The 16763-nt window shown below is 74.8% G+C and carries 15 protein-coding genes; 10 read left to right on the forward strand and 5 right to left on the reverse strand.

Annotated features, from left to right (window positions below):
• Positions 1-44: 44 nt before the first annotated feature.
• From EDD39_RS25110 to EDD39_RS25125, 4 genes are all read left to right on the forward strand, one after another.
• Positions 45-1391: an extracellular catalytic domain type 1 short-chain-length polyhydroxyalkanoate depolymerase gene (locus tag EDD39_RS25110; RefSeq protein WP_123559552.1), complete on the forward strand. Its 1347-nt coding sequence runs from the start codon at positions 45-47 to the stop codon at positions 1389-1391.
• Positions 1392-1570: 179 nt separating this feature from the next.
• Positions 1571-3106 (forward strand): APC family permease, encoded by a 1536-nt coding sequence (locus EDD39_RS25115; protein ID WP_123559554.1) that lies wholly within the window; start codon positions 1571-1573, stop codon positions 3104-3106.
• Positions 3103-3471 (forward strand): cupin domain-containing protein, encoded by a 369-nt coding sequence (locus tag EDD39_RS25120; protein ID WP_123559556.1) that lies wholly within the window; start codon positions 3103-3105, stop codon positions 3469-3471. Before EDD39_RS25115 ends, EDD39_RS25120 begins: the two co-directional genes overlap by 4 nt.
• A 72-nt stretch (positions 3472-3543) precedes the next feature.
• Entirely contained in the window at positions 3544-4935 is a 1392-nt protein-coding gene (locus tag EDD39_RS25125) for an NAD(P)/FAD-dependent oxidoreductase (RefSeq protein ID WP_123559558.1), read from the forward strand.
• Between the two features lie 73 nt (positions 4936-5008).
• Here EDD39_RS25125 and EDD39_RS25130 read toward each other — a convergent pair whose 3' ends face one another.
• Both EDD39_RS25130 and EDD39_RS25135 read right to left on the reverse strand, forming a co-directional pair.
• On the reverse strand, positions 5009-5701 hold the full coding sequence (locus tag EDD39_RS25130; RefSeq protein ID WP_244257023.1) for an IMP cyclohydrolase: 693 nt from the start codon (positions 5699-5701) through the stop codon (positions 5009-5011).
• A gap of 113 nt (positions 5702-5814) precedes the next feature.
• Positions 5815-6537 (reverse strand): DinB family protein, encoded by a 723-nt coding sequence (locus EDD39_RS25135; RefSeq protein WP_123560865.1) that lies wholly within the window; start codon positions 6535-6537, stop codon positions 5815-5817.
• A gap of 77 nt (positions 6538-6614) precedes the next feature.
• Here EDD39_RS25135 and EDD39_RS25140 point away from each other — a divergent pair, with 77 nt between their 5' ends.
• A complete protein-coding gene (locus tag EDD39_RS25140) occupies positions 6615-7049 on the forward strand; it encodes a cytidine deaminase (protein ID WP_123559561.1) in 435 nt (144 codons plus the stop codon).
• A 63-nt stretch (positions 7050-7112) separates the two neighbouring features.
• On the opposite strand, the gene EDD39_RS25145 is transcribed toward EDD39_RS25140, so the two are convergent.
• The gene (locus EDD39_RS25145) at positions 7113-7382 is read right to left on the reverse strand and encodes an acylphosphatase (RefSeq protein ID WP_030462306.1); all 270 of its coding nucleotides are present in this window, start codon (positions 7380-7382) and stop codon (positions 7113-7115) included.
• A gap of 153 nt (positions 7383-7535) precedes the next feature.
• Positions 7536-8801 (reverse strand): MFS transporter, encoded by a 1266-nt coding sequence (locus tag EDD39_RS25150; RefSeq protein WP_208765576.1) that lies wholly within the window; start codon positions 8799-8801, stop codon positions 7536-7538.
• A 263-nt stretch (positions 8802-9064) separates the two neighbouring features.
• Here EDD39_RS25150 and EDD39_RS25155 point away from each other — a divergent pair, with 263 nt between their 5' ends.
• The 5 genes from EDD39_RS25155 to EDD39_RS25175 all read left to right on the forward strand — a co-directional run bounded on the left by EDD39_RS25155 (position 9065) and on the right by EDD39_RS25175 (position 15663).
• A complete protein-coding gene (locus EDD39_RS25155; RefSeq protein WP_244257025.1) occupies positions 9065-11056 on the forward strand; it encodes an FUSC family protein in 1992 nt (663 codons plus the stop codon).
• Between the two features lie 158 nt (positions 11057-11214).
• A complete protein-coding gene (locus EDD39_RS25160) occupies positions 11215-12447 on the forward strand; it encodes a hypothetical protein (protein WP_162870124.1) in 1233 nt (410 codons plus the stop codon).
• Positions 12431-13201, forward strand: coding sequence for a 2OG-Fe(II) oxygenase family protein (locus tag EDD39_RS25165; protein WP_123559565.1), 771 nt, complete (start codon positions 12431-12433; stop codon positions 13199-13201). Before EDD39_RS25160 ends, EDD39_RS25165 begins: the two co-directional genes overlap by 17 nt.
• Before the next feature lie 157 nt (positions 13202-13358).
• Positions 13359-14567, forward strand: a complete 1209-nt coding sequence (locus tag EDD39_RS25170) for an MFS transporter (protein WP_123559567.1) — start codon at positions 13359-13361, stop codon at positions 14565-14567.
• Between the two features lie 118 nt (positions 14568-14685).
• Complete coding sequence (locus EDD39_RS25175; RefSeq protein ID WP_123559569.1) at positions 14686-15663, forward strand: LLM class flavin-dependent oxidoreductase; 978 nt, start codon at positions 14686-14688, stop codon at positions 15661-15663.
• Positions 15664-15683: 20 nt separating this feature from the next.
• On the opposite strand, the gene EDD39_RS25180 is transcribed toward EDD39_RS25175, so the two are convergent.
• Complete coding sequence (locus EDD39_RS25180; RefSeq protein ID WP_123559571.1) at positions 15684-16763, reverse strand: phytanoyl-CoA dioxygenase family protein; 1080 nt, start codon at positions 16761-16763, stop codon at positions 15684-15686.

A 16763-nucleotide genomic window follows, 5' to 3' on the forward strand; every position in this document is an offset into this window, starting at 1 on the left:
CCCCCACCCGGCACGCGAGCACCCGCAGAGAGCGGAGCCCCCACATGGCACTGGCAGGACTGACAGGACCGGCACGCGCAGGACGACCCACCCGCACGCCCCGGCGGCGACGCTCCGGCCTCGGCCGCTGGGCGGGCGCGGCGCTGGCCGGCGCGCTGATCGCCGGAGGGCTGCTGACCGGGGCGCCGCAGGCGTCCGCGGCCGGGCTCGGACAGGTCACCGGGTTCGGCACCAACCCCGGCAACCTGGCGATGTACAGCTACGTCCCCACCGCGCTGCCCGCCAGCAAACCGCTGGTGGTGGCGCTGCACGGCTGCACCCAGACCGCCACCGACTACTACAACAACTCCGGCTGGGCCCAACTCGCCGACCGCTGGGGCTTCGCCGTGGTCTTCCCGCAGACCGGCTCCGCCAACAACGTGCTGTCCTGCTTCTCCTGGTTCGACAGCAGCAAGGACACCCGCGGCAAGGGCGAGGCCCTGTCGGTCAAGCAGATGGTCGACAAGGCCGTCGCGCTCTACGGCAGCGACCCGTCCCGGGTGTACGTGACCGGCCTGTCCGCGGGCGCCGGCATGGCCGCCGACCTGCTCGCCGACTACCCGGACGTGTTCGCGGGCGGCTCGATCGCCTCCGGCCTGCCCGCCCAGTGCGCCACCACCCAGTCCGCGGCCTCCGGCTGCCAGAACTCCAACCAGAACCTGACCCCCGCCCAGTGGGGCGACAAGGTGCGCGCCTCCTACCCCGGCTACACCGGCCCCTGGCCGCGGGTGGCGATCTGGCACGGCAGCTCCGACAGCACCGTCGCCCCGGTCAACGCCACCGAACTGCGCGACCAGTGGACCAACGTGTGGGGCATCGGGCAGAACGCCTCCGCCACCCAGGCGCTGCCCGGCAACACCACGCTCAGCGTCTACGACGACGGCGCGGGCCGCCCCGCCGTGCAGCTGTACAGCATCTCGGGGATGGGCCACGGCCTGCCGGTCAGCCCCGGCAGCGGCACCACCAACTGCGGGCAGAGCGGGGCGTACTTCCTGAACACCATCTGCTCCTCGTACTACACCGGCCTGTTCTGGGGGCTGGACGGCGCCACCGCCACCGCGTCGCCGGCCCCCTCCGCGTCCCCGTCCGCGTCCCCGTCCTCTTCGCCGTCCCCCTCTCCCTCCTCGTCACCGTCCTCGTCGCCGTCCTCGTCCTCCGCGCCGCTGGGGTGCTGGACGGACAACAACTACAACCAGGTCGCCGCGGGCCGGGCGCACCAGAGCGGCGGGTACGCGTACGCGAACGGGTCGAACCAGAACATGGGGCTGTGGAACCTGTTCGTCACGCACACGCTGAAGGAGACCTCCGCCGGGTACTTCGTGGTCGCCGATTCCGGGTGCGGTGCCGCCTGAGAAGCGTCTGACCTGGCACGATGAGGCCCCGCCGATCCGTCGGCGGGGCCTGCAGTGTGTCAGGGGCGCAACGAGACGGTTGACAGATTGAATGATTGCCCTACGTCACCGGGGCGGCGAGACTCGTGCCTCTCGAACCGAGACCGCATCCGAGCCGACACCCGATTGCCAAGGTGAAAATGACCGCCATCCCCGTGGCCCCGCCGGAGAACCGGTGGGCGACGCCCAAGCGCGTGAGCCTCGTCCCGTTGGTCGCGCTGATCTTCTTCAGCGTCTCCGGCGGCGCCTACGGCATCGAGCCGCTGTTCTCGACCTCCGGCCCCGGCATGGGCATCCTGCTGATCCTGGTCGCCCCGCTGATCTACAGCGTGCCGCACGCCCTGGTCTGCGCCGAACTCGGCACCGCCATCCCCGTCGAGGGCGGCTACTACCACTGGGTCAAGCGCGGTCTCGGCCGGTTCTGGGCCTTCCAGCAGGGCCTGCTGCAGTGGGTGTGCAGCTTCGTCGACATGGCGCTGTACCCGGTCATGTTCACCTCGTACCTGTCGAGCCTGATCGGCGCCGTCGCCCCCGGCAAGCACGTGCTGTTCGAACTCGCGGGCATCCAGGTCGACCTGAACTGGGTGATCTGCGTCGGCGTCATCGTGCTGTTCACGCTGCTGAACCTGATGGGCGCGGGCTGGGTCGGCGACTCCTCGGTGGCGTTCGCGATCATCTGCCTGACCCCGATGCTGATCCTCACCGTGATCGGCTTCTACCAGCTGGTCACCGAGGGCACCAACCCGATCTCCTCGATGACCGCCGAACAGGGCCAGTCCACCTGGAACGCCTTCGGCTCCGGCCTGTTCATCGTGATGTGGAACTACTCCGGCTGGGACTCGGTCTCCACCGTGGCCGGCGAGATGGAGAACCCGAAGAAGCACCTGCCCAAGGCGCTGCTGTGGTCCGTGCTGCTGATCATCGCCGGCTACCTGCTGCCCTCGCTGGCCTCCCTCGCCGTCGGCCCGGGCGGCGAGAACGGCTGGAAGAGCTGGGAGGACGGCGCGCTCCCCGACATCGCCGGCGAACTGGCCGGCCCCTGGCTGCAGTACGTCGTCACCATCGGCGGCCTGTTCGCCTCGGTGGCGATGTTCTCCGCGCTGCTCGCCTCCTACTCGCGGCTGCCCTCCTCGCTCTCGCACGACGGCTACCTGCCCAAGTGGGTCTCCAAGGAGAGCAAGCGCTACAAGATGCCGGTCGCCTCGATCGTCGGCTCCTCGGTCGTCTACGCGCTGTTCTGCTTCTCCAGCTTCCAGAGCCTGGTGATCTACGACGTCTTCCTCACCAACATCGGCATCCTGCTGGAGGTCGCCGCGCTGATCGCGCTGCGGATCCGCGAACCCGAACTGGAGCGCCCCTACAAGATCCCCGGCGGCTGGTGGAGCATCGGCCTGATCGCCGTCAGCCTGACCGGCGTCAGCGTCTGGGCCGCGATCGAGCAGTACAGCGAGGAGGGCACCAAGGCCGTCGTCTACTGCCTGATCGTGGTCGGCGCCTCGCTGCTGCTCTACCCGGCGCTGGCCGCCCGCAAGGCCGCCCGGGAGGCCGCCGCCGCCGACCGGGCCGCCGCGAACGGCGGGGACACCGGGGCGTACGACCTGTCAGGGCGGCGGCCGGACTCGGCGCACAGTGACAAGGCCGTCAGCGGCACCGGAACGGATAGCGTCGAGGCATGATCAACAGCTTCGCCCTGCACGTCCCGGACGCCGAACTGGAGCCCGAGCCGCTCGACCCCGGGCAGGTCGTCTCCGGCACGCCCGAGGTCACCGGCAAGGTGGTCTGGGAGTCCGCCGACGGCCGCCAGGTCCGCGGGATCTGGCAGATCACCCCCGGCGTCGTCACCGACACCGAGGCGGACGAGATGTTTGTTGTGCTCAGCGGCCGGGCCACCGTCGCCTTCGAGGACGGCCCCGTCCTGGAACTCGGCCCCGGCGACCTCGCGGTGCTCCGCGAGGGCGACCGCACCACCTGGACCGTCCACGAGACGCTCCGCAAGGTCTACACGGTCGACCTCGGCCCGGCCCCGGCCGAGGACCGCTAGCCCCCGCACCACCCCACGGCCCGGCCGCCCCCACGGCCGGGCCGCACCCTCCCTAGGCAAGGAACCGAGAGCATGGACCCCGTACACGCACTGCGGGACGCCAAACCCACCCCGTTCTGGCTGGAGGACCCGGGCCGCCCGGACGCCAACTCCGCCCTCACCGGCGACGTCCGCTGCGACCTGCTGGTCGTCGGCGGCGGCTACAGCGGCCTGTGGACCGCGCTGATCGCCAAGGAACGGGACCCCGGGCGCGACGTGGTCCTGATCGAGGCCGAACAGACCGGATGGGCCGCCTCCGGCCGCAACGGCGGCTTCTGCGCCGCCAGCCTCACCCACGGCCTCGGCAACGGCCTCGACCGCTGGCCCGACGAACTGGCCGCGCTCGAACAACTCGGCGCCCGCAACCTGCAGTCCATCGAGGACGCGGTGGCGAAGCACGCGATCGACTGCGACTGGGAGCGCACCGGCGAACTCGACGTCGCCACCGAACCGCACCAGGTCGAGGAACTCGCCGAACTGTACGAACTCGCCAAGGAGTACGGCGACTACGAGCTGCTGGACATCGACGCCGTCCGCGCCCAGGTCGACTCCCCGACCTACCTCGGCGCGCTCTGGGACAAGGACGGCGTGGCGATGCTCCACCCCGCCAAGCTCGCCTGGGGCCTCAAGCGGGCCTGCGAGCGGCTCGGCGTGCGGGTCTTCGAGCACACCAAGGCCCTCGACATCGCCGAGTCCGGCCCCGGCATGGCCGTGCGCACCCCCTACGGCCGGGTCCTCGCCCGGCAGGTCGCCCTCGGCACCAACGTCTTCCCGTCGCTGGTCAAGCGGATCCGCCCGTACACCGTGCCGGTCTACGACTACGCGCTGATGACCGAACCGCTCAGCGCCGAACAGCTCGCCGCGATCGGCTGGCAGGGCCGGCAGGGCATTGGCGACAGCGCCAACCAGTTCCACTACTACCGGCTGTCCGCCGACAACCGGATCCTGTGGGGCGGCTACGACGCGATCTACCACTACGGGGCCAAGGTCCGCAGCGAGTACGACCAGCGGCCGCAGACCTACCAGACCCTCGCCCGGCACTTCTTCCAGACCTTCCCGCAACTGGAGGGCCTGCGCTTCACCCACGCCTGGGGCGGCGCCATCGACACCTGCACCCGGTTCTCCGCCTTCTTCGACACCGCCCACCACGGCAAGGTCGCCCTCGCCGCCGGCTACACCGGCCTCGGCGTCGGCGCCACCCGCTTCGGCGCCGAGGTGATGCTCGACCTGCTGGCCGGAAAGCCCACCGAGCGCACCGCCCTGGAGATGGTCCGCCGCAAGCCGCTGCCGTTCCCGCCCGAACCCGTCCGCTGGGCCGGCATCGGCATCACCAAGTGGTCCCTGGACCGCGCCGACCGCAACGCCGGCCGCCGCAACCTCTGGCTCAAGACCATGGACAAGCTCGGCCTCGGCTTCGACAGCTGACACCCCGGCTCCGCACGACGGCCGCCCGCGCCTGCGCGCGGGCGGCCGTCCGGCGTCGCGGGGGCCGGGCAGGTCACTGCGCCGCGTGGCGCAGCAGCACCTCCGGGAAGGCGGCCGGGGCGAAGACCGCGGCGGCGACCCGGTACTCGGCCGGGAGAGCGGACCAGAGGCGCTCCAGCAGGTCGGACGCGTCCCGGTACGCGGTGGCGACCTCCAGGTAGGGGGCGCCGGTGGCCGGGGCGGCCGGAGCACCCTGATAGGTCGTCAGCAGCACGCCCTCGCCCGGGGAGAGCGCGCCCAGCCGCAGGAACAGCCGGTCGGCGCCCAGGCGGCCGGCGGCGCTGCGCCGGGCCGCGCCCAGCCAGGTCGGGCCGTCCGGGCGGACGTCCGCGACCACCGTCAGCCGGGGGGTGAAGATCGGCGGATCCGGCTCGTAGTCCAGGCCGTCCAGCGCCTCCACCGGGGACAGTCCCGCGTCCAGCCGGTCCGCGACCGTCGCCACCTGCTCGCCGTTGCCGTACACCACCAGCCCGCCGCCGCGCCGCACCGCCGGGTAGTGCCGCAGGTCGTCGTGCTCGCGGACGTCGGTCGGGACGACGGTCAGCGCGCCGTCCGGAGTGAACCGCAGCGCGCGGGCCCGGGACGCCGGGCTGCGGCCGGTCAGGAAGTAGGCGGCCAGCGGGGCCCCGTCGGTGGTGCGGCAGCGCAGCACGCCCCGGCCCGGGTACGGGTGGGCGGCCAGGGCTTCGGTGAGGTCGATCGGCACGGGGCGGATTCCCTTCGGCGGAACGAGCGTCCGGGGACGGGCACCGCCCCTGGACGGTGATCATTCCAGAGGCTGCGGGCGGGCCGTCACGCGGTCCGGCGGGGGCCGGCCGGTCAGTCGGGCAGCCGCTCGCCCGCGGCGAGGGCCGCCGTGCGGGCGGCCCGTTCGACCCGGGCGCGGTGGGAGGACCACCAGTCGGCGTCGCCCTCCGGGAGGACCGCGCCGGTCGGGCGCAGGCCGGTCGCGCCGTCGACGAGTTCGCGGACCAGGTCGGCGTGGCCCGCGTGCCGGTGGGTCTCGGCGACCACGTGCAGCAGGATCCGACCCAGCGTCAGCTCGTTGTGCGGGGGCCACGGGACCCGGCCGGTCGCGGTCAGCGGCAGCGCGTCGACGGTGGCGTCCGCGTGCGCCCAGACCCGGCGGTACTCGGCGAGCAGGAACTCCCGGCCCTCCTCCGGCCGCGCCCACAGGTCGGCGTTCGGCTCGGCGGCGCCCGCCACCCACAGCCCCGGACCGCCCTCGAACGGCCGGCCGAAGGCGGTGCCGAAGTACGCCGCCTCCGCGCCCGTCAGGTGCTTGACCAGCCCCAGCAGGTTCGTCCCGGTGGGCGTCAGCGGGCGGCGGGCGTCGTACTCCGACAGGCCCTCCAGCTTCCACACCAGCGCGTCCCGGGCGTCCTGCAGGTAGAGCTTCAAGTCCCGCTTGGTCGCGGCGAGTCGGCCGTCCAGGTCGTCCAGGTCGTCCAGGTCGTCGCGGTCGTCGCGGGCGTCCTGGCCGTCGCGGTCGCCGCGGGCGTCCTGGCCGTCGCGGTCGTCGGTCCGGGTGGTGGTCGTCATGGCCGGAGTCTGGGCGCCGCCGCCCGCCGGCGGCAAACCGTTTTCCCCGCCCGCCACCGCTTCGGTACCGTCCCGGCATGGCCATCGACCGTCACCTCGTGGACGCCGCGATCGAACTGACCCGCAGCCGCTTCCCCGGCCAGGACTGGGCGGGCGCCGCGGCTCTCCGGTTGGACGACGGCACCGTCCTCACCAGCACCGCGCCCGCGGTCCCCAACAGCGGCGTGCAACTGTGCCACGAGACCGGCGCGATCTGTGAGGCGTACAAGCTCGGCCGCCGGGTCGTCGCCTCGGTCTGCGTCACCGCCGTCGACGGCGACCGCGGCTTCTGGGTGCTCGCCCCCTGCGGCGTCTGCCAGGAACGCCTGTTCGCTCACGGCCCCGACGTCGAGGTCGGGGTCCCCCTCCCCGAGGACCCGCGCCGCTGGCACACCCTGCGGCTGCGCGACGTCCAACCGCACTGGTTCGCCCGGGTGTTCCCCGACGAGGTGTGGCCGTACGGGACGGAGTGACCGGCGGACGGGTGCCGGGCGGTCAGGTGTTGGGTGCCGGGCGGTCGGGTGCCGGGCGGGCGGTCAGGTGGTGACGGCGAAGACCAGCAGGCCCTCCGGCTGCTCCTCGACCACCTCGACCCGCTCCACCACCGCGCGGGACGGACCGTGCCCCATCCAGGCGACCATCCGCTCCACCGGGGCCGGGTCGCCCTCGAAGACCGCCTCCACCCGGCCGTCCGGCAGGTTGCGCACCCAGCCCGTCACCTCCGCCTCCGCCGCCGCCCGGCGGCAGGAGTCGCGGAAGAAGACGCCCTGCACCGTGCCCGAGACCAGCACCCGCCGCCGGATCACCCGCCACCCACCTCTCGTCGCCACTGCCAGCAGGTATACCGCAGGCCCATGGGCGGGGGAGCGGAGGGCACGCCGCCCGGCACCGCCCGGACGGAGGTCGGAGGGAGGTCGGACGGAGGTCGGGCGGTGCCGGGCGGGCCGGGTGACGGACGGTCAGGTGGCGGCCAGGGCGGTGGAGGCGGCGGGGACCGGGGGCGGGGTGTCGATGCGGCGGCCGAAGGGGCGCCAGGCGAAGACGGTCAGGGCGGCCATCACGACGGCGGAGAACCAGAACGGGCCGGTGAGGCCGAACGCCCGGGCGAGCGGGCCGCCGGCCAGCGCGCCGAGGGCGGAACCGCCGACGGCCAGCGCCATGAAGACGCTGTTCACCCGGCCGCGCAACTCGTCGGGGACGGCGCGCTGCACCAGCGTCCGGTCGACGCTCACCCAGATCGCGCCGTGCACGCCGAACCCGCCCAGGACCGCGCCCGCCACCCACGGCGAACCCGCCAGCGCCAGACCGACATGGGTGAGCGTCTCCAGGACCAGGCCCACCCGCAGCAGCAGCGAGGCCGAGAACCGGGCCTGCAGCCGCGGGGCGACCAGCGCCCCGGCCAGGCCGCCGACCGCCGAAGCCGACAGCAGCACGCCGTAGCCGAACCCCGACAGGCCCAGGTGCTCGCGGGCGTACAGCACCATCACCGAGAAGCCCGCCAGCAGCGTCACGTTCATCAGGCACAGCGCCAGCGTCAGCGTGCGCAGCGCGGGCTGGGCCCACAACCAGCGGACGCTGGACGCGAACTGGCGGCCCACCGGCTCCCGCTCCGCCGGGGAGGGCGACGGCGCCCCGGCGCGGGGCCGCAGGCGCAGCGTCGAGACCAGGGCGGCGGCGCCGGTGAAGCTCAGGGCGTCGACCGTCAGCGGCAGGCCCGCCGCCACCCCGAACAGGGCCGCGCCGAGCGGCGGCCCGCAGAGCCGGTTGAGCACCGACTCGGTGCCGAACATCCGGGAGTTGGCCCGCGGCAGGTCCGCCGAGTCGACCACGGCGGGCAGCAGCGCCGAGGACGCGTTGTCACCGAGCGCCGCACAACTGCCCAGCAGCAGCCCCACCGCGTAGACCAGCGGCAGCGACACCGCGTCCGCGTACACCGCCACGGCCAGCGCCGCCGTCAGCACGGCCCGCGCCGCGTCCGCCGCCACCGCCAGCCGGCGCCGGTCCACCCGGTCCACCAGCACCCCGCTGACCGGGGCCAGCAGCAACCACGGCAACTGCTGGACGAAGACCGCCAGACCGACCAGCACCGGATCCCTGGTCAACGACGTCACCAGCAGCGGAGCCGCCGCCGCCACGATCCCGTCGCCCAGCGCGGACACTGCCGCCGCCGACCACAGCGAGCCGAAGCCGCGCCCCAGCCCGCGGCCACCACCCTTGCGACCCACGGCCTTTCACCCCTTGACATCCGATTTCCGGCCAAACCGCGAGGCTAACCGGCGACCCGGACGGCCCGCACGTGGTTTTCCGCCGGGGGAGGCGGACGGGTTTCCGCGGCGAGGACCGGCGAGGGCCGGCGAGGGCCGGCGAGGGCCGGCGAGGTTGTCATCCCGGTGTAACGCGGGTGCAGCAGGGGCGACAAGAGGCGTTCCTAGGCTGGGAGGACAGAACAGGTGTACCCGGCAAGGGAGTTCCCACGGACAGGCGAGCGGTGCGACCGGACTGGCTGACCCACCCGCTGCGCTGGCAGCGCGGCCCGGTGCCCTGGGCGGCGACGGCCCGCGGAGCGGCCGGGATGGCGGTGCCGCTGGGGCTCGCACTGGCCGCCGGACGGCCCGCGGAAGGAGTGCTGGCCGGGCTCGGGGCGATGTTCGCGGGCGTCAACGACCGCCCCGCCGGGCGGCGCACCGGCGCCGTGCAGCAGGCCGTCCCGGCCCTCGCGGGCGCCCTCGGGCTGCTGATCGGCACCGTCGGCGGCTGGTGGGCGGTGCCGCTGCTCGGCGCCGTCGGGGTCCTCTCCGGGGCGATCAGCGTCACCGGACCGGTCGCCTCCGCGGCCGCCGTCCAGCTGACCGTCCTCACCGTCCTCGGCTGCGGCATGCCCGCCCCGCTGCCCGGCTGGGCCCGGGCCGGCTGCTACCTGGCCGGCGCCGCCTGGCTCCTGCTGCTCCGCCAACTCACCTCCCACCCCCGGCCGTTGCACGCCGAACGACAGGCTGTCGCCGCCGTCTTCGACGCCCTCGCCGACGCCCTGGACGCGGCCGGCACCGACCGCGCCGAAAGTGCCCGCCGACACCTCACCGCAGCCCTCGACCGGGCCGGCGAACAACTCCGCACCGACCACGCCCACCCCCTGCGCACCCGGCTCGCCGCCGCCTCCGCCCTCTGCGAGGCCGGCGTCGCCCTGCTGCACGCCGCCCGCCCCCTGCCCACCCGCCTCGCCACCGGCCCGCGCCGCCTGGCCGCTGCCGTCCGCACCGGGAGCCTCCCCGGCCCGCTCCCCGTCCCCGCCGCCGAGACCCCGGCCACCGCGGCCTTCGACCGGGCGGTCCTGCACGCGGCCCTGGCCTTCGGCGGAGTGCCGGGAGCGGAGGGGAACGGGCGGGGCGTCGTCGGGCGGGTGCCGAGCCTGGTGGGTGGTGGGCAGGCGGCCGGGGCGGGCGGTCCGGGGCGTGAGCGCGGGCTCCGGCGGGGGCGGGGGTGGCGCAGGGGAGTGGCCGAGCTGGTGCTGGGAGCGCGGCGCGGGGTGCGGCCCGCCGTGCGGCGCGGGGCGGTGCCCGGGGTACGGCCGTGGGGGCGGGCCGGGCGGGCGTACGGGGTGCGGGTCGGGGTGTGCGTGGCGGGGAGTGCCGCGCTGGCGCTCGGGCTGCGGGCCGGGCACTGGTACTGGCTGCCGGTGACGGCCGCGTTCCTGGTCAAGCCGGACCTGGGGCCGCTGTTCTCCCGGGTGGTCAACCGTTTCGCCGGGACGGTCGCCGGGGTCCTGCTGGTGGCCGGGCTCGGGCCGGTGCTGTCCGGACCGTGGTGGCCGGTCGTCGCGGTGGCCGTCACCGGGGCGCTCGTACCCGTCGCCCAGCGGCACTTCGCCGCGCAGACCGCCGTCATCACCGTCACCGTGCTGGCCTTCGTCACCACCGGCGGCGACCGCGCCGCCGCCCCCGCCCGGCTGCTCGACACCACCCTCGCCTGCGCCCTGGTCCTGCTGGTCGGCCACCTCCCGGGGCTGGCCGACACCCGGGCCCGGGTCGGCCAGCGGGCCGCGTACGCCCTGCGGCACACGCAGCGCTACCTCGACCACGTCCTGCTGACCGGCCGACAGGAACCGCACCCGGCGGACACCCGCCGCGCCGAACTGCGCCGCACCGCCTACCGCACCCTCGCCCAGGCCCGCGCCGCCGCCGAGACCGCCGCCGCCGAACTCAGCCCCGGCACCCCCGCCGGCCCGGACTGGCTGCGCCTGACCGTCCACGCCGAACGCCTCGCCGACGCCGCCACCGCGTACGCCGTCGAACGCGACCACGGCGCCCCCGCCCCGACCACCCCCGCCGCCCGCACCCTCACCCGCGACCTCGCCGCAGCCGCCGACGCCCTCGACCACCCCGGCCCGGCGCCCGCCCCGCCACCCGCCACCGTCGTCCTGCCGCCGGAACTCGCGGGCGTGGCAGCCGAGGTGCGGCGGATCCGGGTGCTGGCGGCGGGTTGAGGGGTGGTCAGGAGAGAGTGGGCGGGGTGGAGGGGGGAGGGGGAGAGAAGGCGCTGGCGGCGGGCAGGCGGGAGCGGTGAGCGGGTAGCCTGCGGGTCCGGCCCGGTTCGTGATGCGGGGCGGGTGGTCAGGAGTCGGCGAGCGGTGCGGGGGTTCGGGTGAGGGACGTGGTGGCGGCGGCGGGGGCCCGGCTCGAAGAGTCGGGGAACGTTCTGGTCGGGCCGGAGGAGGTGCGGGACGGGGAACTGGGGCGGGAGTTCTTCGGGGCGGTGGTCACGCCGGAGGAGCTCGACTCCGGGGGGCTCGACCTCGCGGGCCGGACGGTCTACCTGTGCGGCGAGGTGTCCGCGGCAGCCGCCCGCCGGCTGGACGCGGCGGCCCGGGTGCTGGTCGTCGGGGAGGTCCCGGCGGGCCGCCCCCCGGGCGCGGGTGCGTCGTGGACCGGGGTCGGTCCGGGGCGGGTGCCGTTGCGGGTACACGGGGTCGGCGTGTACTACCGCCGTTTCTTCGAGCCGGAGGCCGACCACTTCGGGCGGATCCTGGCCGAGCACGCGTTCCAGTCCCTGACGGAGTCCACCAAGCCGGGGACGGCCCACCGCAGCGGGATCTACCTGACGCCCGTCGTGCGGGACGGGGACGACCTGCACTTCCGCCTGCTCCGCTGCTCCACCAACTTCTCGGGGCCGACCGAGGGCTTCCGCGCCACCGACACGCACATCGTCGAGGCCCTGAACCGGGAGGCCGCCGCGGTCTTCCGGGGCCAGGCGCCGCTGAACCACGTCCTCGCGCAGGTGTACCGCAACACCCCGGCCACGGCGGAGCGCAAGCAGTCCAAGGCCAGGATCTCGGCCCACGCCGACAAGACCAAGGACATGCCCGCCGCCGGCATCATGGCCTTCTGCACCTTCTACGACCGGCTCGACGGGCTGCAGCCGCTGGACGCGGACGCCTTCGACCGCGGCGTGCGGGGCGTCAGCGGGCTGACCGGGCTGCGCTTCCGGCTCAAGGAGCGGACCGCGGAGTCCGAGGCGGCCGGGCTCCCGCCGCACTTCACGGTGACGCTCCACCCCGGCTCCGTGCTGCTGGTGCCGCTCTCCACCAACCGCCTGTACACGCACGAGATCCGGCCCCCGGCGCCGGCCGCCGAACTGCTCCCGACCCGGCTGGGGTACGTGGTGCGCTGCTCGGACGCCGAAGCCGTCCACCGGGACGGCCGCACCTTCCTCAAGACGGCCGACGGGCCGGTCGGGCTGGAGCCGCCCACCCCGGACGGCCTGGACGAACTGCGCCGGCTGTACGCGGAGGAGAACCGGAGCCCGTCCTTCGCGGGCTACGGCCGGGAGTTCCCGTTCAGCATGAACGAGGGGGACTACGTTGCCCCCCGGGCCTAGCGCCGCCGACGGCATCCGCGCGCACGTCCTGCCGGCCGGGCCGAACCCCTTCGCCGAGCTGTTCGAGTCGGTCAGCTGGGAGGCGGCGGGGAAGGGCCGCCGGGCCGCCGTGCTCACCAGGACCGGCCCGGCGGGCGAGGTGCCGCTGGTGCGCACCACGGCCCGGTACGAGAACCCGGCGCAGCGGTTCCGGGCGGTGCACGAGCGGCTGGCGCGGCGGATCGAGGAGCACGCGGCGCTCCCGGCCCGGTTCGACAACGCGCTGGCCGAGGTCTACACGAACGCCTGCACCACCATGGGCGCCCACTCCGACCTGGCCCTCGACCTGGCCGAGGAGTCGTCCATCGCGCTCTTCTCCTGCTACCGCGACCCCGACGCGGGCCCGCCGCGGACGCTGGCCTTCGCGCCGAAGGGGGACGCGGGCGGGGGCTTCGGGATCCCGCTCGTCCACCAGGGCGTCGTGGTGTTCTCCGTCGCGGCGAACCGGCGGTTCAAGCACCGCATCCTGCTGGACGGCCCGGCCCGGGCGGTGGACAACGAGTGGCTGGGGGTGACCTTCCGGACCTCGGGGACGCACCTGCGCTTCCGCGACGGGCGGCCGCACCTCCCGCAGGGGGAGGAACTGGTGGCGGCCTCCGAGGAGCAGCAGCGCGCGTTCTACCGGATGCGGCGCCGCGAGAACGAGGAGACGGACTTCCGCTACCCCCCGCTGCCGTACACCGTCAGCGGGAGCGACCTGCTGCCGCCCGTCTGACCGCCCGTCCGGCAGCCCCTCCGGCCGCCCGGCCGAGGGGGTCCGGCCGGGCGGGTAGGATCGGAGCGTACTGACAACGTTGACATTGGGGTTGGCGGCCCGGTCGGTGCGTCGTTCGGGCGGTTCGCCGTCCCCCGTTGTCGGCTGGAGTACCCGCATGCCCCTGGCGCTCGTCGCCCTCGCCGTGACCGCGTTCGCCATCGGTACCACCGAGTTCTCCGCGATGGGGCTGCTGCCGCAGATCGCCGACGGGCTGGACCGGACGATCCCGCAGGCGGGCTGGCTGATCTCGCTGTACGCGCTGGGCGTGGTGATCGGGGCACCGCTGCTGACCGCGGTGGCCGCGAAGCTGCCGCGCAAGACGGTGCTGATCGGACTGGCGGGGCTGTTCACGTTCGGGAACCTGCTGTGCGCGATCGCGCCGAACTTCGCCTTCCTGGCGGTGGCCCGGCTGATCACCGGGCTGCCGCACGGCGCGTTCTTCGGGGCCGGGGCGGTCGCCGCCGCCGAACTGGTCGCCCCGCACCTGCGGGCCCGGGCGGTGTCGGTGATGTTCTCCGGCCTGACGGTGGCGAACATCCTCGGGGTGCCCGCCGCCACCCTGCTCGGCCAGCACCTCGGTTGGCGGGCCGCGATGCTCGTGGTGGTGGCGATCGGCCTGCTCGGCGCCGCCGCCATCGCCCGCCTGGTGCCGCCGCTGCCCAGCCACCCCGGCGCGGGCCTGCGCAGCGAACTCGCCACCTTCCGCAGCGGACAGCTCTGGCTGGCGCTGGCCACCGTGGTGTTCGGCTGCGCCGGACTGTTCGCCTGCTACACCTACATCACCCCCGCGCTCACCGACGTCGCCGGGTTCGCCGAGGGCTCGGTCACCCTGGTGCTGGCGCTGTTCGGCGTCGGCATGACGATCGGCAACGTGGTCGGCGGCTACGCGGCCGACCGGGCGCTGCGCCCGTCGATCTGCGCGGCGTTCCTGGCGATGGCGGGCGCGCTCGGCCTGTTCGCGCTCACCGCGCACGCCCGCTGGTCGGCCGCCGCGACGGTGGTGCTGATCGGCATGGCGGGCTTCGCCACCGTCCCGACCGTGCAGACGCTGGTGATCCGCAAGGCGCGCACCGCGCCGACGCTGGCGTCCGCGACCGTGCAGGGCGCGTTCAACCTGGCCAACGCGATGGGCGCCTGGCTCGGCGGCCTGGCGCTGTCCGCCGGGTACGGGCTGACCTCGCCCTCGCTGGTCGGGGCGGGCCTGTCGCTGCTCGGGTTCGTGATCGCCGCGCTCTCCTGGGCGGTGGACCGGCGCGGGCCGGTGGCCGTGGCCGACCACCCGGCGGCCGCGGGGGAGAAGAAACAGGCCGCGGCGGCGGGTTGACGGGCCGACGGGGCGACGGCGGGGGCGGCGGCCCTCGACGCGACCCGGTGGTTGATGATCTTATGAGCTGCTCCGGGTCCTCGTGCGGGAGGCCCCGCGCACCCCGAAGGAGCACCCGATGACCGAGTCGAACCACCTGCCCGGCCGGGTCGGCGTGATGCTGCCCCGCGACCTGCCCGTGCGGCAGCTCCTCCCCTACGCGCGCCGCGCCGAGCAGGCGGGATTCGACGAGCTGTGGGTGGTCGAGGACCTCGGCTGGCGCGGCGGCATCGCCCAGGCCGCCAGTGTGCTCGCCGCCACCGAGCGGATCACCGTCGGCATCGGCATCCTGCCCGCCGGAGCCCGCAACGTCTGCTTCGCCGCGATGGAACTCGCCACCCTCGCCCAGCTCCACCCCGGCCGCCTCACCGCGGGCGTCGGCCACGGCATGCGCGACTGGATGGAGCAGTCCGGCGGCGCCTGGCCCGCCAGCCCGCTCACCCTGCTGCGCGAGTACACCACCGCGCTGCGCGCCCTGCTGCGCGGCGAGGACGGCCCGGCCGACGGCCGGTACGTGCGCTGCGCGGGCGTCCGGCTCACCGAGACCCCCGACGTGGTGCCGCCCGTCGTGCTGGGCGTGCGCGGTCCCAGGTCGCAGGCCCTCGCCGGGGAGAGCGCCGACGGGCTGCTGCTCGCCGAACCCGCCCCGCCCGCCTACATCGCCGCCTCGCTCGGCCACCTGGGCCGCACCGACGCCCAGGTGGTCACCTACGACGTCGCCGCCGTCGACCGGGACGGGGACGCCGCCGTCGAACGGGTCCGGGCCGGGCTGGCCGCGATCGGCGAGCCCGACTGGGCCCCGCACATCGACCCGCTGCCGTTCGCCGCCGAGTTCCGCGCCCACCGGGCCGCCAGCGCCGACGGCGAGGAGTTCGCCCGCACCATGCCCGCGGAGTGGGTCCGCGCGCTCGCCGTCACCGGCACGCCCGAGCAGGCCCGGGCCGCGATCGCCGCCCGGCACGCGGCCGGGGCCACCGGCGTCGTCCTCGCCCCGGTCGGGCCCGACCCGCTGGGCGCACTGGAGTCACTGGCCCTGGCGCTGCCCGGCAAGGAGTAGCGGGGGAGCGGGGCAGGCGGTCAGGCGGACGCGGCGCACCGGCCGGCCCGGCCGACGGCCTGCCCGGCCAGGTCGACCGGCTCGTACCAGGAGCTGAGGCCGAGCAGCTTGCCGCCGAGCTCGTTCAGCCGCGCGGTCGAGTAGCGCTTGGACTCGTGCAGCACCGGATCGCCGACCAGGGTGCGGTTCCAGCGCGGGGTGTGCAGGTGCCGCCAGGAGTCGATCCGGGACCTGCGCAGCTGCTCGTGCTCCTCCAGCGCGGGCATCATCGACAGGTACTGCACGGCGCGCACGCCCTGCTCGGACAGGTTGCGGGCGACGCCGTGCGCCAGCAGCCCGTTCCAGATCAGCAGGTCGCCGGGGTGCAACTCGGGGCGCACCACCGGCAGTTCGGCCCGGTCGAAGTCCGGGCGGAGCGGGTCGCGGTCGGCCGGCTGGGCGAGCCGCCACGCGTCGAAGCGCCGGAACAGCTCCGGACTGCAGTGGAAGCCGCCGGTCTCCGGGGCGGTCTCGTTGAGCGCGATGATGCCCTGCACCCGCTGCGGCGGCACGCCCAGGGAGGTGTCGATGTCCCAGTGCAGCCGGACGTCCGGGCCGCGGTCGGCGGGGTCGACCAGCGCCCGGTCCCGGGTGCCCCGGTTGGGCGGGTTGAGGTTGAGCCGGTCCAGGGTGACCCACAGCTCCTCGCAGTCCCAGACGTCCACGAAGGCGTCGTAGACCCGCTGGTCCTGCCGGCTGTCCCAGAGCAGCTGGTGGTGGTACGCCTCGACGAAGCCGTAGACGTGCAACTGCTGCTCCAGCTCGGAGCGGAACGGCCGGTCGGCGAACCAGCCGGCCGGGTCCCGCGGGTCCAACCCCTGGAACTGCCAGGCGAAGTCGAGCATCCGGCGGGCGTGCCCGGCCGGCACCGCCTCGCGGACGACCACGTAGCCGTAGGTCTGCCAGTGCGTGAAGTCCTCCTCGGACAGCACCCGCAGCGGACGGGACTTGGTCAGCTCGCGCAGGGTGTGCTGGGCGAGGTAGGACTCGCCGTCGCTGCTGAAGTACGGGCGGTCGCTCGCGGACCGGAACAGTCGGGCGCGGCGGGACGGTGCGAACAT

The sequence above is a fragment of the Kitasatospora cineracea genome (assembly GCF_003751605.1).
Taxonomy (GTDB): domain Bacteria; phylum Actinomycetota; class Actinomycetes; order Streptomycetales; family Streptomycetaceae; genus Kitasatospora; species Kitasatospora cineracea.

Bases quoted from the DNA above. Each gene is read 5' to 3' on its own strand.
- EDD39_RS25115 (WP_123559554.1), top strand. From the start codon at position 1,571: ATGACCGCCATCCCCGTGGCCCCGCCGGAGAACCGGTGGGCGACGCCC.
- EDD39_RS25110 (WP_123559552.1), top strand. From the start codon at position 45: ATGGCACTGGCAGGACTGACAGGACCGGCACGCGCAGGACGACCCACC.
- EDD39_RS25170 (WP_123559567.1), top strand. From the start codon at position 13,359: ATGCCCCTGGCGCTCGTCGCCCTCGCCGTGACCGCGTTCGCCATCGGT.
- EDD39_RS25175 (WP_123559569.1), top strand. From the start codon at position 14,686: ATGACCGAGTCGAACCACCTGCCCGGCCGGGTCGGCGTGATGCTGCCC.
- EDD39_RS25180 (WP_123559571.1), bottom strand. From the start codon at position 16,763: ATGTTCGCACCGTCCCGCCGCGCCCGACTGTTCCGGTCCGCGAGCGAC.
- EDD39_RS25120 (WP_123559556.1), top strand. From the start codon at position 3,103: ATGATCAACAGCTTCGCCCTGCACGTCCCGGACGCCGAACTGGAGCCC.
- EDD39_RS25135 (WP_123560865.1), bottom strand. From the start codon at position 6,537: ATGACGACCACCACCCGGACCGACGACCGCGACGGCCAGGACGCCCGC.
- EDD39_RS25125 (WP_123559558.1), top strand. From the start codon at position 3,544: ATGGACCCCGTACACGCACTGCGGGACGCCAAACCCACCCCGTTCTGG.
- EDD39_RS25140 (WP_123559561.1), top strand. From the start codon at position 6,615: ATGGCCATCGACCGTCACCTCGTGGACGCCGCGATCGAACTGACCCGC.